General features: G+C 66.7%; 9 protein-coding genes. 3 read left to right on the forward strand and 6 right to left on the reverse strand.

Translation table 11 applies throughout. From position 1 onward, the window contains the following. A complete protein-coding gene (locus ACI3K3_RS01590; RefSeq protein ID WP_404911621.1) occupies nucleotides 1-2,136 on the forward strand; it encodes a glycosyltransferase in 2,136 nt (711 codons plus the stop codon). Beyond that, a complete protein-coding gene (locus ACI3K3_RS01595) occupies nucleotides 2,108-3,415 on the forward strand; it encodes a glycoside hydrolase family 130 protein (protein ID WP_404911622.1) in 1,308 nt (435 codons plus the stop codon). The genes ACI3K3_RS01590 and ACI3K3_RS01595 overlap by 29 nt, the downstream gene beginning before the upstream one ends. Nucleotides 3,416-3,778: 363 nt before the next feature. On the opposite strand, the gene ACI3K3_RS01600 is transcribed toward ACI3K3_RS01595, so the two are convergent. The 5 genes from ACI3K3_RS01600 to zwf all read right to left on the reverse strand — a co-directional run bounded on the left by ACI3K3_RS01600 (nucleotide 3,779) and on the right by zwf (nucleotide 11,708). Then, the gene (locus ACI3K3_RS01600) at nucleotides 3,779-6,565 is read right to left on the reverse strand and encodes a phosphoenolpyruvate carboxylase (RefSeq protein ID WP_404911791.1); all 2,787 of its coding nucleotides are present in this window, start codon (nucleotides 6,563-6,565) and stop codon (nucleotides 3,779-3,781) included. Between the two features lie 38 nt (nucleotides 6,566-6,603). After that, a complete protein-coding gene (eda, locus tag ACI3K3_RS01605) occupies nucleotides 6,604-7,230 on the reverse strand; it encodes a bifunctional 4-hydroxy-2-oxoglutarate aldolase/2-dehydro-3-deoxy-phosphogluconate aldolase (RefSeq protein WP_404911623.1) in 627 nt (208 codons plus the stop codon). Then, a complete protein-coding gene (locus ACI3K3_RS01610) occupies nucleotides 7,227-8,231 on the reverse strand; it encodes an ROK family protein (RefSeq protein WP_404911624.1) in 1,005 nt (334 codons plus the stop codon). The genes eda and ACI3K3_RS01610 overlap by 4 nt, the downstream gene beginning before the upstream one ends. Further along, nucleotides 8,228-10,042, reverse strand: coding sequence for a phosphogluconate dehydratase (edd, locus tag ACI3K3_RS01615; protein WP_404911625.1), 1,815 nt, complete (start codon nucleotides 10,040-10,042; stop codon nucleotides 8,228-8,230). Before edd ends, ACI3K3_RS01610 begins: the two co-directional genes overlap by 4 nt. Nucleotides 10,043-10,250: 208 nt before the next feature. Then, nucleotides 10,251-11,708, reverse strand: coding sequence for a glucose-6-phosphate dehydrogenase (zwf, locus tag ACI3K3_RS01620; RefSeq protein WP_404911626.1), 1,458 nt, complete (start codon nucleotides 11,706-11,708; stop codon nucleotides 10,251-10,253). Between the two features lie 357 nt (nucleotides 11,709-12,065). On the opposite strand from zwf, the gene ACI3K3_RS01625 reads away from it, so the two are divergent. Next, nucleotides 12,066-13,064, forward strand: coding sequence for a sensor histidine kinase (locus ACI3K3_RS01625; protein WP_404911627.1), 999 nt, complete (start codon nucleotides 12,066-12,068; stop codon nucleotides 13,062-13,064). Nucleotides 13,065-13,316: 252 nt separating this feature from the next. Here ACI3K3_RS01625 and ACI3K3_RS01630 read toward each other — a convergent pair whose 3' ends face one another. Next, on the reverse strand, nucleotides 13,317-14,747 hold the full coding sequence (locus ACI3K3_RS01630; RefSeq protein WP_404911628.1) for an OprO/OprP family phosphate-selective porin: 1,431 nt from the start codon (nucleotides 14,745-14,747) through the stop codon (nucleotides 13,317-13,319). Nucleotides 14,748-15,051: the final 304 nt, after the last annotated feature.

Below are 15,051 nucleotides of genomic sequence, written 5' to 3' on the forward strand. Positions count from 1 at the left end.
ATGGCCGTGGATGTCTATGCGCTCGACGATCCCGCGCAGCCCCTGGACTATGCCGATGCGGTTCAGCGGATCGACTGCAACGATCCGGACGCTTATGCCCGCGCCGCGCGCGAGATCAACGAAGCGGGCGTGGACGCGGTATGGGTCCAGCACGAATACGGGATTTTCGGCGGCGCGGATGGCGAGATGGTGCTCGACTTCGTCGACCGTCTAGCCGCACCGCTGGTGCTGACCCTGCACACCGTGCTCACCGATCCTTCCGAACACCAGCGGGAGATCCTGCGCCACCTCATCGCGCGCGCCTCTCGCATCATGGTCATGTCGCAATATTCGCGCGAACTGCTGGAACGCGACTATGACGTGCCGGGCCGCGTCCTGGAGGTAATCGAGCACGGCGCGCCGGACCGGCCCTTCGGGCGACAGGAGGAGTTCAAGGAGAGCCTGGGGCTGGAAGGCCGCAAGGTGCTCATGACGTTCGGCCTGCTCAGCCGCGGGAAGGGTCTGGAGAACGCCATCGGCGCGCTTCCGGGTATCGTCGCGCGCCATCCCGAGGTGATCTATCGCATCGTCGGCGCCACCCACCCCAATCTCGTGGCTTACGAGGGGGAGGCCTATCGCGAGGAGTTGCAGGCTCTTGCGGAAGAGCTGGGCGTTTCGGCGCATATCGCCTGGGAGAACCGCTTCCTCGACACCGGCGAACTGCTGGACCAGCTGGAAGCCTGCGACATCTATCTCACGCCTTACCTGGGCATGCAGCAGTCCACTTCGGGCACGCTCAGCTATGCCGTCGCGCTGGGCAAGGCCGTGGTTTCGACGCCCTATGTTCACGCCCGCGAGCTGCTGGGTGAGGACATCGGGCGCCTGATCGAGCCGGGGTCCAGCGAGGCCATCGCCGAAGCCGTCAACGCCCTGTTCGACCAGCCCGCCGAACTGGCCGCCATGCAGCGCCGCGCTTGGGCGCGCGGACGCGAGATGATCTGGCCGCGCTTTGCCGACGCCAGCATGCGCCTGGTGGACCGCGCCCGCGCACCCGAGCCGTCGCTGCCGCCCATCACCGCGACGCCCGGACTTGCCGCAGTGCTGGCGATGAGCGATGCCACCGGCATGCTCCAGCACTCGGTCGGCGTCGTGCCGGACCGGCGCCACGGCTACTGCCTCGACGACAATGCCCGCGCGCTCATGCTGATGAACGTGGCGCGCGGCCTTCCCGTGGCCGAGCGGATGAAGTGGAGCCTGGTCTACGCCGCCTTCGTGCAGTCCGCCTGGAACCCGGACCTCGGCCGCTTCCGTAACTTCATGCGCTTCGATCGCGACTGGTGCGAGGACGAGGGATCGGAAGATTCGAACGGCCGCGCCATCTGGGCGCTCGGCCAGACTTACGAGCGGGCGCCGGACCAGAGCCTGTCGGACTGGGCGTTCCAGCTGTTCGAGGAGGTGTTGCCGCGTCTTTCCTCGATCGAGGCACCGCGCGCCCGCGCTTTCGCCATGCTCGGCGCCTGCGCCGTGCTGCGCCGCGATCCGGGTAATGCCATCGCGTTGGACTGCGTGGCGGAAGGCGGCGACTTCCTGATGCGCCTGCTCGGAGATGGCCGCCGGCCGGATTGGGCCTGGTTCGAGGCCGTGCTGGGCTATGACAACCCGCGTCTGCCGCAAGCGCTGATAGAGGCGGGCCTGGCGCTGGGCCACGAGGCCTGGATTGGGGCGGGGCTGGAAACGCTGGAATGGATCTGTCGCCAGCAGGTTTCGGCGCGCGGACAATTCCGCCCGATCGGTTCCGAAAGCTTCGGCAAGCCGCACGGCTACCTGCCGTTCGACCAGCAGCCGCTCGAGGCGCAGGCCGCAATCGAGGCCGCCTGTAGCGCCTGGACCGCCAGCCACGGCGCCTTCTGGGCCGAACACGCCCTGACGGCTTGGCGCTGGTTCTTCGGCGGCAACGATCGCGGGGTCGTGCTGGCGGACATTGCAACGGGTCGCTGCCGGGATGGAGTCACGCCGCGGGGAGTCAATTCCAATTGCGGTGCGGAATCCATTCTCGCCTTCCAACTTTCGCATTATGCTCTGGCCGAGCTTGCCGTTTCGGCACCGCTCGGACGTGGTGGAGGATTGCTTGAATCGGCCCGAGAACGTCTGGTCTGAACCACTTCATGTCTTCGAGACTCGCCTCTACGCCGATCCGGCGCGAGTCGTGTTGCGTCCGTTTCACCTTGGCTGGCAGGGCAAGAACGCCGGTGGGCGCGCCTATCGCCTGGTCGAGGACGTGGCCGCGCTCAGCGATGAGCGCGCGGCGGCGGAATACGAACGCGTCCTGCGCGACTTCAAGGAGCGCCACTGGCAGACCGAGAAGATCTTCGCCGACCGCTTCGAGGAAGTGGCGGCGAACCTGGAACTCGATCCCGCGCAGTTTTCCGAGACGCGCCGACGGCTGATCGGCGCCTATTTCTGCCACGAATATACCTTCGCGGCGGCGGCGCTGATGAATCCCTCGATCGTGCCGGCACCCGACCAGTCGGGCATGCAGGACGGCGCCGTGCGCTTCATCATGAGCCTGCGCGCGGTGGGCGAGGGGCATATCAGCTCGATCGCCTTCCGCGAGGGCATCGCCGAGGTGGACGGCACCTTCTGCCTCTGGCCGCAGGCGTCCTTCGCGACTTCGGTGGAACTGGACGAGGAAAGCCAGACCGATGCCGATGACGGCGTTTCGGTGCACCGGCATACCGAATCGAACCTGTCGAACACGGTAATCTTCCCCATTACCGAGCAACAGCGCGGCGGACTGGAAGACTTGCGCCTGGTGCGTTTCGACCATGGCGGCGGCGACTACGAGTGGGTGGGCACCTACACGGCCTATTCCGGCAGTTCGATCCGGTCCGAGCTTTTGCGCACGCGGGATTTCCGGGCCTTCGAGCTGGAACCGATCCGGGGGCGCGCCGGGCGCAACAAGGGCATGGCGCTGTTCCCCGAGAAGATCGACGGCCGCTTCGCGATGGTCGGGCGACAGGACGGCAAGAACCTGTTCCTGTTGCGCTCCGATACGCTGGACACTTGGGACGACGACGGCGTGCTGCTGATGGAGCCCAAGTACCCCTGGGAGTTCATCCAGATCGGCAATTGCGGCAGCCCTATCCCCACCGAGCATGGCTGGCTGCTGTTCACCCACGGCGTTGGCGCCATGCGCAAGTATGCGCTGGGCTGCGCGCTTCTGGACCTGAAGGATCCGTCCAAGGTGCTGGCCCGCACCGTGGAGCCGGTGCTCACCGCCGAGAACGCCGACCGCTCGGGCTATGTGCCCAACGTAGTCTATACCTGCGGCGCGCTGAAGGTGGGCGAGCGGCTGCTGCTGCCCTACGGTATTTCCGATAGCACCGTGGGCTTCGCGACCTGCGAGATCGACAACTTGCTGAAGTTGATGGCGTAGCGCGCGGGTCGGTCGCGCCAAGGCGGATCAGAAAAACCCCGTCGTCCCGGACTTGATCCGGGACCGCTGGCCGCGCGTCACCCAACTTTAGGCTGGGCGACGACGGGGCGTTTGGTGGCTCAATGCGAGGGCGTGCCTAAAGACAGACACCGGTCCCGGATCAAGTCCGGGACGACGTGACGCTTCCGTTTTCACCCGACCCTGGATTTCCAGCCGTCATCCTGAACTTGTTTCAGGATCTATCTGGCCGCGTTCCCTGCCCGTGATTGCAAACCAGGAATGCGGTTCGCCATACAAACCTGCGGCCTCCGGGAGGCAAGCGCTGACCGCTGACCGCCTCCCTCTCGAGCAACGCTCCCGCAGCTACCCATGCGCCCCGAACTCGTTCGCCAGCGCCGTGGTGATGCGCAGCGACAGGCCGTAGGACCGGGCGATCGGGTCGATGTATTCGCGGTGGATGCGGGTGTAGCCGGTCGCGCTCGAATCCGGATAATCGCTGGGGCAGTCCACCTTGAAGTCGTCGATCGAGGGGAAGCTCGTCGGGAAGGCGCGGCGAAGCTGGGCCAGGCCGTCTTCGACGCGCAGGGTGAAGAACATCTCCAGCACGTCGTCGCGGCTGATGTCGTTGGCGCGGCTGAACTGCGGGACCATGACGGCGCGCAGGAACATGTGCTTGAATAGCGCGATCCGCAGCGACTGGAGCACGCCGAGGCTGCGGCGGGTGTGCTCGCGATCGGGCAGCGGGGCTTCGTCGGGCAGCAGGTCGAGCAGGAAGTGCAGCTTCATCGCATCGACCCTGAGGCGCGAGGCGAGGCGGCGGAACACGCCGGTGCGGTCGTCCTTGGTGAGGTATTCGGCCAGCTTCAGGCAGGCTTCGGCGATGTACTGCTCGTCGCCGCGATAGGGGCGACTGGCCCAGTAGGCCGAATTGAACAGCTCGCCATACGCGGCCACCGTCTTGATCGAGGCGAGCGCATTGGCGGCGCGGGCCAGGCGGAGCAGCTGCTGCCCGCGCTCGCTTTCGCGCAGGAGCAAGGCGATTTCCTCGCGGTTGCCGTCGGACGCGGTGCCGATCCCGGCGATCACGTTGACCGGATAGCCGAGCTGCTGGAGGATGGCATTGTGCGGGATCGCGCGGATCTGGCGAAGGCTCATCGAGCGGTCGGCGGCAAGGTCGGACTGGCGGCGCGATTTGCGACTGCCGGTGTCGTTGAGCAGGCCGAGGCCGAAGGCGGTGATCGCCCGGCTGTAAGTGGCCGATTCCAGATGCTCGTGCTGCACGCCCCGGATCGCGCGATAGAAGTCAAGGCTGAGGTCGGTGCGGCGATAGAACAGGTCGGTCGGCGCATCGGTGTCGGCGCCCCAGAGCGGCATTTCGGCCATGCGGGTCAGCGTGGCCAGCGCCAGTTCGTCGGACCCGAACCAGAGGTAGCCGTCACCGCCCTGGAACGAGACTTCGGGCTCCAGCCGGATTCCCGCGCGCAGGAAGCGGCGGCGGGCCCAGGGCGACATCGGCCACTGGAAGCGGTCCTGGATGCTGGAGGGGTGCGCGCCGCGACCCATCGATTCGCCGTGGGTGTTGAAGATCAGCGCGGAAACATCGGTAAGGCCATTGGCGACCATCGCTTCGGAGAGGCGGCCCTGGAGGCGTTCGATGGCCAGCGCGGCGGGCACCTGGCCGACGAACCGGCCCGCGTCCGAGAAGCCGGTCTGGATCGAAACGCGGCCGCGCTTGCGGGCATAGTCACGGTAGGCGGGTTCGGCCAGCACGGCGTCGACGAAGCGGCCGCCGTGTTCCAGCGCAGATTCGGTTTCGAACAGGGGCGAGACGTCCACCTTGTCGTCGATGCCGAACATCCGCGCGAAGTAGAGCGCGGCCAGGATCGTCGCCGGTTCCTCGCATTCGGCCACCAGCATCCGGATCGGCGCGTCGGCGTCGATATGGGCAAGGATCTGCGCCATCGCCAGGAACTGGCGCACGGCGGTGGAATTCTCGATGGCCAGGGCGGCGAAGTTGGACTTGAGCGGAACGACTTCGGCCAGCAGTTCGCGCATGCGCATGAGCGCGGCCTGGCTTGCAAGGCTGAGCTTGCCTTCCGGGTCGATGCGCAGGCGGATCGCGTTCTGAAGCTGCGAGGCGTTCACGCGGAAGTGGATCCAGCCCATGCCGAGGCCGTCCGCGCGCATGGCGGCGGCGGTGGTGAGCAGGGTGCGGGCGATTTCCTGATCGGCGTGGCGGGCTTCGTTCTCCAGCTCGGCGATCACGCCTTCCAGGCTGACGATCCGGTCGGGATGGTCTGCGGTGAGGGCGTTGGCGGCGTCGGACAGGGCCTCGGGCGCGGTGAGATCGGCCGCGAAGCGGGCCACCATGTCCTCGGTCAGCTTGCCGGCGCGCTCAAGCTTGCGGGCGATCTCCGGCGCGGCCTGGGCGAGGCTTTCTGCATAGCTGGCGAGCCGGAGCGCCTTTTCCTGAAGGCGATAGCGGATCGAGGTGGACCAGCCGATGTCGGTGCGGCCGTCCATGTCGTAGCCCACCCAGGAGGCGAAGCGCACCGGCATCGGGTTGAGGCCGCGCCAGCGCTTGGGCCAGCGGGCGGCGGCGATGTCGAAGAGGCGGGCGTTGATGCGGTCGCGGGCCTTCTGGCCGCGCGCGATCGCTTCCATCGCCTTGTCGTGTTCGTAGTCGAGCGTGATGTGGTCGCGCTCGGGCGAGGCGACGCAGACCGATGCGACGCTATGGTCGCCGCTGGACGCGGCGGCGGCGACGGCTTCGGTCTGGGCCGAGGATAGCAGGAAGGTAGGGTGCGCGGTGAACACGACATGCGCGGCGGGGCGCTGCCAGCGGACGGCGAAGGCGGAGAAGTCGTCGCCTTCCTCCTTGCCTTCCGCTGCGATGGCATCGATGCGGGCGTCGTTGTCGGACAGGCCCACCGGGGCGAGCAGGCGGTCGAGCCGCGCGGCGCGGGCGCGCAGGCCCTCGCATTCCATCTCGGCGACGAGAGCCTCGATGTGATCGAGGCTCATTTCGCCGGTTTCCAGCTTGCGCGACAGTTCGAGGCCAAGCTGGAAGACGGGATTGTAGGTCGGCGTCTGGGCGGTCAGGACGTGGAGTTCCTGAAGCCGATGATCGAGATCCTCGACCGTTGTCAGCGGCGATCCCGCCTGGGCCGTGCCCAGCGCCGGGCCGCTCACCGCGGAAGTCCCGCCGCTTCGCGGGCCGCCGCTTCGATCAGGGCGACATCGGGCTTGCCCTTGGGCACCATCCAGCTGCCGCCGACGCAGAGCACCGCGTCCAGCGCCAGCCATTCCGGGGCGTTCTGGGGGGTGACGCCGCCGGTGGGGCAGAACTTCGCCCTGGCGAGCGGGGCCGAGATCGCCTTCAGCGCAGGCGGGCCGCCCGCCGCCATGGCGGGGAAGAACTTCAGGCGGTCAAACCCGCATTCCAGCGCGAACATCACGTCGCTGGCGTTGGCGGTGCCGGGCAGGAACGGGATCTGCGACTTGTAGGCGGCTTCGGCCAGCATCGGCGTGAGGCCGGGCGAGACGATGAACTCCGCGCCGGCATCGATCGAGCGCTTGAGATCGTCGGGCGAAAGCACGGTGCCCGCGCCGACCACGGCGCCGGGAACCTGCTTCATCACCTTGATCGCCTCGATCGCGCATTCGGTGCGCAGCGTCACTTCCAGCGCGGGGAGGCCGCCGGCCACGAGCGCCTCTGCGATGGGCAGGGCGTGCTCGATATCCTCGATCACCAGCACCGGGATCACCGGGGCCAGACGCATGACCTTTTCGACGGCTTCGGATGGGCTGCTCATTGGACATGCTCCCTGACATAGGCGGCAGCCGCGCCGAACAGGCCGGGCTGCGGATGGGTGATAAGCTTGACGGGAATCTGCGCCATCAGCGAGGCAAAACGCCCCTTGGCGCGGAAACGCTCCGAAAAGCCCGAGGACAGGATGGTTTCGCGAATACGATAGCCGAGGCCCCCGGCGATGACGACGCCGCCCGCGCCATGCGCCAGCGCGTAGTCACCCGCGGCGCTGCCCAGTGAGAGGCAGAACCGGTCCACGGCGGCGGCGGCCAGCGGGTCGGAGTGGTTGGTGCCGGCGGTCCAGATTTCGACATCGGTCAGGTCGTGGACGGCGCGGCCCTCCATGGCGGCGAGGGTCTGGTAGATATCGACGATGGCCGGGCCTGAAACGACGCGCTCCACCGAGACGCGGTTATGCCGTTTGCGCAGGCGGGCGAGCACGGCATCCTCGATCAGGTCGAGCGGGGCATAGTCGACATGGCCGCCCTCGGTGGCCTGCACATGGTAGAACCCGCCCTGGCCGTGCGGCAGTCCGTTGCGCCACAAGTGGGCGACGCCAAGCCCGGTGCCCGGTCCGAGCACGCTGAGCGTGCCCGATGCGGGAAGCGGACCTTCCGGCCCGGCCAGGTGCAGGAACTGGTCTTCCGACGCCAGCGCCACGGCATAGGCGACCGCCGCGAAGTCATTGACGACCGTATAGTGCTCGACGCCCATTTTCTCGGGAATCATCGCGGGGCGAATGATCCACGGGTTGTTGGTGAAGCGGATCACCTCACCGCCGACAGGCCCCGCTATCGCGATCGAGATGGCATTGGGCAGAGTGCCGCCATTGCGCTCGCGGAAGGCCTGCCAGGCCAGCTGGAAGCTGCCGTGCTCGCTGGTGTGGAGCGTGACGGGTTCGCCCAGGGTGATCTGTCCCCGGTCATCGACCGAGGCGATGGCGAAGCGGGCATGGGTGCCGCCGATATCGACGGCAACGAGTTGGGTGCTTGCGGAACCGCTCACAGGCCGGCGACCTCCAGCATCGAGGAGCCGCCCTGTTCGGCGCCGCCCGCATTGGCCCGGAACATCGCGAAGAGTTCGCGGCCCATGCCTTCGGCGGGAGCCGGAAGCGGCGCGGGGGTGCGGCCCGAGAGGTCGGCGGTGGTGGAAAGCGTGCCGTCCTCGGCCGAGAGGCGGACGATGTCGCCATCCTGGAGATAGGCGATCGGGCCATCGGCCAGCGCTTCCGGGGTGACGTGGATGGCGGCCGGGACTTTGCCCGAGGCGCCCGACATGCGGCCGTCGGTAACCAGCGCCACCTTGAAGCCGCGATCCTGAAGGACGCCCAGCGGGGGGGTGAGCTTGTGGAGTTCGGGCATCCCGTTGGCGCGCGGGCCCTGGTGGCGCACGACCACCACGACGTCGCGGTCCAGCTCGCCCGCCTTGAAGGCGTTGATGACGCCTTCCTGTGTCTCGAACACGCGGCAGGGCGCCTCGATCGTCCAGCGCTCCTGATCGACCGCACTGGTCTTGAAGGTGGCGCGACCCAGATTGCCGGAGACCAGGCGCATGCCGCCATCGGGCAGGAAGGGCTTTGCCACCGTGCTCAGCATGGCCTCGTCGCCGCTGACCGTGGGGGCGGGCTTCCACGCGAGCCTGTCGCGATCAAGTGTCGGTTCGCTGGCGTAGGCGCGCATGCCGCCTTCGGAAATGGTCAGGATATCCTCATGCGCCAGCCCTGCATCGAGCAGTTCGCGCACGATCCAGCCCATGCCGCCGGCGGCGTGGAAGTGGTTCACGTCGCCCGAACCGTTGGGATAGACGCGCGTGATCAGCGGCACGGCGCCGGAAAGCTCGTCGAAGTCCTGCCAGTCGATCTGGATACCGGCGCAGCGGGCCATGGCGGGCAGGTGGATCGCATGGTTGGTGGAGCCGCCGGTGGCGAGCAGGCCGACGATGGCGTTGACGATCGCCTTTTCGTCTACCACGCGCGCCATCGGGCGATAGTCGTCGCCCTTGCGCGTCAGTTCGGTGGCGCGGTGCACGGCGGCGCGGGTCAGCGCCTGGCGCAGCGGCGTGTTCGGCGGCACGAAGGCGGCGGCCGGGATGTGCAGGCCCATCATCTCCATCATCATCTGGTTGGAGTTGGCGGTGCCGTAGAAGGTGCAGGTGCCCGGCGCGTGATAGCTGGCGCTCTCGCTGGCGAGCAGTTCCTCGCGGCCGACCTTGCCTTCGGCGTAGAGCTGGCGAACCTTCTGCTTTTCCTTGTTGGAGATGCCGCTGGGCATCGGGCCGGCCGGAACGAACACGGCTGGAAGGTGGCCGAAGCGCAGCGCGCCCATGACCAGGCCGGGCACGATCTTGTCGCAGATGCCCAGCAGGGTCACGCCGTCATACATCGCGTGGCTGAGCGAGACGGCGGTGGACAGGGCGATGGTATCGCGGCTGAACAGTGAAAGCTCCATGCCGTCGAAGCCTTGGGTCACGCCGTCGCACATGGCCGGCACGCCGCCCGCGACTTGCGCGGTGGCGCCCACTTCGCGGGCGAAGAGCTTCATCTGCTCGGGATAGCGGCCGTAGGGCTGATGGGCCGAAAGCATGTCGTTGTAGGCGGTGACGATGCCGATGTTGATCGCCTTGCCCGCCGAGATCGCCGGCTTGTCCTCGCCGCTGGCGGCAAAGCCGTGCGCGAGGTTGGAGCACGACAGGAACGAGCGGTCCGAATGACGGTCGGCCTCGCGCTCGACCATGGCGAGGTAACGCTGGCGGCTGGGCTTCGACCGTTCGATGATGCGATCGGTGACGCGGGCGACCACCGGGCTGAGATTGCTCATGGGGTTACTCCTGCACTTTCCGTCTGTCTTTTTTGTCTCCGCCTCCCGAAGCCGCCGCGACAGGATGTCCCACGCGGGGCTTGAAGGCGTTCAGGTAACCGGTGTCAACATCTATGTTCCACCGGTTTGCGGGGGATTGGGCACGGCGGGAAGCACGCACCCCGGATATATAGGGTGCGTGACAGCTTCATGCCCTTCAGCGGCCGTTCTACTCGTGCCACGTCACGCCGTCGCGCTCGGCGAGGGCGATGGCGGCGGAGGGGCCCCAGCTTCCGGCGGTGTAGGTCTTGGGCTCCTGGGCCTGTTCCTCCCAGCCGGCCCGGATCGCATCGATCCATTCCCACTGCGCTTCCACCTCGTCACGGCGGACGAACAGCGTCTGCTCGCCCTCGATCAGGTCCAGCAGCAGGCGTTCGTAGGCGATGCGGCGCTGCGGCCCGGCGAAAGCATCGGGCATGGCGATGTCGAGCGGGATCGAGCGCAAGCCGAAACCGTCGCGATCCAGCCCCGGCACCTTGGCCATGAGCGAGAGCGTGATGTTCTCGCTCGGCTGAATGCCGATGACCAGCCGGTTGGGCACGGTTTTCGCGCCGCGACCGTGGAAGATCGAGTGCGGCACATCGCGGAACTGGACGATGATCTCGGTCGTGCGCTTGGGCAGGCGCTTGCCGGTGCGCAAGTAGAATGGCACGCCCTGCCAGCGCCAGTTGTCGATATGCGCCTTGATGGCGACGAAAGTCTCGGTGTTCGAATCCTTGCCGAGTTCGTCGTCGTAGCCCGGCACGGCCTGGCCGCCGATGGCGCCGGCGCGGTACTGGCCGGTGACGGTCTCGTTGGCGGAAACCTTGCGCAAGCTGCGCAGGATCTTCACCTTTTCGTCACGCACGCTGGTGGCATCGTAGCTGACCGGCGGCTCCATCGCGACGAGCGCGAGCAGCTGGAGCATGTGGTTCTGCACCATGTCTCGCAGCGCGCCGGAATCGTCATAGTAGGCCACGCGCGATTCCAGGCCTACGGTCTCGGCCACGGTGATCTGCACATGGTCGATATGGGCGGCATTCCACAGCGGCTCGAACATCAGGTTGGCGAAGCGCAGCGCCAGCAGGTTCTGGACGGTTTCCTTGCCCAGATAGTGGTCGATGCGGAAGATGCGGTCTTCGGGGAAAGCGCGGGCGACGGCGTCGTTGATAATCTTGCTCGACGCCAGGTCCACGCCCAGCGGCTTTTCCAGGCCGATGCGCACGTTGTCTCCGGCAAGGCCACTGGCCTGGAGGCCGCGGATGGTCGGCTCGAACAGGCTGGGCGCGGTGGAGAGGAAGATCGAAAGCCCGTCCTTCGGCTCGCCCACTTTGGCAGCCAGTGCGTTGAAGCCTTCCATCTGGTTGGCATCGAGCGTCTGGTAGGACAGGCGATTGAGGAACCGGGCCATGCCGCCGCGCCGTTCGGCGGGCAGGAACTGTTCGAGCGACTCGCGCGCGAAGTTGCGGAATTCCGCATCGTCATGCTCGGAACGCGCGGTGCCGATGATCTCGATCTTGGGATCGAGCAGGCCTTCGGCATCGAGCGCGCAGAGCGAGGGGAGGAGCATGCGGCGCGAAAGATCGCCGGTGGCGCCGAACAGGAGCAGGCGGTCGGACGTGAATGGAGCCGAAATCGAATTGGTCACTGGGCGCAGTCCACCTTCTGGGGGTGATCCCCTATTGCTTCAATTCCCGCCGTGATCGACGGGGTCCTCCTCCTCCTTGCATTCCAGGCCATGCGGCAGAGCGGGAACGACGTCCCTCTTCGCGGTTGCAGCATGGCACGAACTGCGTGCGTCGTGCTAGGCGAGAGTGCGTCAAACCTCAACCTCGTTTGCACGGATTGAACAGAACCTTCCGGTGCATACGTATTTAGCGAGGGCCGAACGTGGTATTTTCCGCAAGTTCGTTGCCTTTGCGTCTTTGTCTTGTCGTCAGGTGCGGGCATGGGGAAGGATCGGCATCCGGATATGACGATGCGGCGAAGGATAAAGGCGAACAGCATGGCCGGTGACGGCGTCCACCTCCTGGAACATCTCCAGACCCCCGCGATGATGGTGTCGCGCGGGCAAGTGCGCTACGCCAACGGCGCGGCGCGGGCGCTGCTCGGCGCCCATATCGTCGGCCAGGACGTGCGCATCGCCATCCGCGAGCCGCGCGCCGTCGCTGCGATCCTCAGCGACGAGGGCGGGATCGCGCGCGTTACCGGCCTCTCCACCGGCGGCAGCGTCTGGGAAGTGGATTGCCGCGTGGTTTCGCCGACGGACCGACTGGTCAGCCTCTACGATCTGTCGGAGCGGGTCAGCGTCGCCAAGTCTCATGCCGATTTCGTGGCCAATGCCAGCCACGAGCTGCGCACGCCGCTCGCCAACGTGCTTGGCTATGTCGAGACGCTGCACAACCCCAAGGCCGGCGGCGACGAGAGCGTGCGCACGCGCTTCCTCGACACCATCCGGCACGAGGCGCAGCGCATGCAGGCGCTGATCTCCGACCTGATGTCGCTTTCGCGCATCGAGGCGGTGAAGCACGAAGTGCCCTCAGAACGGGTCGAGATGGTCGCGCTGGCACGGGAAATCGCGGGCGAGGCACGCGGCGATGCGCAGATCGAGGTGCAGTCCAACTGCGAGCATGCCGTGGTGACCGGCGATCGCGGCCAGTTGGCGCAAGTGCTGCGCAACCTCATCGACAACTCGCTGAAGTACGGCAAGCAGGGCGGTCCGGTGGACGTCAGCCTGGAATCGACGCCGACCGGCTGGGTGCTGGTGACGGTGCGGGACCACGGCGACGGGATTTCCCCCGAGCACCTCCCCCGCGTGACGGAACGGTTCTACCGCGCCGACACCAGCCGCAGCCGGATGGTGGGCGGCACCGGTCTCGGCCTGTCGATCGTGAAGCACATCGTCGAACGCCATCGCGGCCGCTTCGATATAGACAGCCGTCCGGGGCAGGGCACCACCGCCTCGCTGATGCTGCCGCTGCGCAAGGAAGAGGCGGCGGGATAGGGCGCGGGGCGAAGGACGGTGTTCGGTGAAATGATCCGGCTACGCGCTTCGTTGGTTGAAAACACTCCGTCATCCTGAACTCGTTTCAGGATCCATTCCGCCTCGTCGCACCGTCCGGGCGTGCTGGGCGATGGATCCTGAAACAAGTTCAGGATGACGAGGCCGGATGACGTGGCGGGCGGGTGAGGGCCTCGGAGGTACAAACGGCTCTGGAGGTACAAAGGGCCGCGACTTCGCGCGCGCCCAGACCCCTCAGAAATCCAGTTCGAACCGCGTGCCCACCACTTGGGCGTCGTAGTCGGTCTTGCCGGATTCGGTCGGCTTGGCGCCGGTGTAGTCCAGCAGCGCGTAGTTGACGTTGAAGCGCAGGTTCTGGATCGGCTCCCAGACCAGCGCGGCGATGTAGCCGTTCTGGGTGCCGCCGCGAATGTCGCGGTCGTTGAGGTCCAGCCAGTCGTAGCGCAAGGTGAACAGCAGCGAGCCCATGCCGCCATCGCCCATGGGGTGAGCGGGTTTCTCGACGCGGAAGATACCTTCCTTGTAGCCGCGGTGGTCGCCCTTGGTGAGGAAGATACCGGTTTCGGCATAGGCGCCCTGGAAGGTGACGGTGGAGGCGTCGACGCGGTTGGCGGTGAGCGCGTGATATTCCGCCGCCGCATGCCAGCGGCCGCGAATGGCGGCGAATTCCACGCCGTAGTGGTCTTCCTCCGAAACGTTCATCACCGGCGTGCCGATCAGGCGCGTATTGGTGGAATGGACGTAGGGCCGCTGGCGATAGCGGGTGTCGCTCTCCGCCAGGCGGCCGAGGCGGCGATAATGCGCCGATCCGCCGAAGTGGAGCTGGAAGCCGCCCAGTTTCGGCGAGTAGACGAGGCGTCCGTCCAGGCCGTAGCTGTTGTTCTCGTCACCGCCGTCCACGCCGTCGCTGTCGTTGGCGAGGGCACCGATATCGTCGGTGAACACGCCGGCCTGCGCCAGCCACGGCCCCTTGTTATACTGGAACGCGGCGCCAAGGCGGCGCTCGAAGTTGAAGGCATCGGTGAAGGCGGCACGCTCCATCACGCTGCCGCTGGTGTCGCCGGTCAGTTCGTCGAGCGACTGGAACGAGTTCTGGTTGCCGAGCCGGATCGACCACGGCCCCTGGTGATAGCCGACATAAGTATCGACGAGATCGACGGAGTTGTCCGAGAGTTCCAGTTCCAGCTTGTAGTCGAACCCGGCGCCGATCGCACCTTCCGCGCCGAGACGGATGCGGCGCATTTCGCTGGAGAAGCCCAGGCCCTGGTCGTCCAGGCCCTTCGGTGCGCCGACGTAGTTGGCGTCTGCCTGGATGCGGCCCTTGACCTTGAACTGGCGGTCGCCCTGCGCGAACTGCGGGCTGCCCTTCCACTCGATCCCGGTTTCCTTCTCCTCTTTGCCCTGGGGCTTGGCAGGGGAGCCGGCGGCAAGCGGCGGGGATGCGGCAGGCGCCGAAGAGCCTCCCTGGGCGCCGATATCGGCCGGTGCAGCGGCAGCCGGCGCAGCAGCATTGAGCCGCGCTTCCATGGCCTCCATCTGCGCCTTCATCGTGCGGATCTGTGCGCGCAGGGCCTCGGCTTCTTCCGCCGAGATCGCCTGTGCATAGGCGCCCGGAGCGGTAAAAGAGACCGCGAGCGCAGTCGCGCTGGCCAGAAAGAGACGCATAACGGGCATTCTCCAGAGCGCCCAGGCCAGGTGCCGGGCACGACGAGGGCCGACTATGGCCGTTCGATGACGCTTTGATGACGAATGTGACGGTAAATGTGACGATTGTGACGAACGTTATAGATGTGTCGTCGAGGCGATCGGGCGCCCGGCTGCGATTTCTTTCCGGGCGTGGCTGCCCGGCCTCCTTGCAAGTCTTCCCTCAAGACCACACCAGCCTTCTTGCGCCAGCCTATGGAGTATGCGCCGACTGCGGCGATCTCGCTGAACGATCGATCCGAGTCGCGGCAGAGTTTCTCATCGA

Origin of the sequence: Novosphingobium sp. ZW T3_23 (assembly GCF_044987305.1) — a bacterium.
GTDB lineage: Bacteria > Pseudomonadota > Alphaproteobacteria > Sphingomonadales > Sphingomonadaceae > Novosphingobium.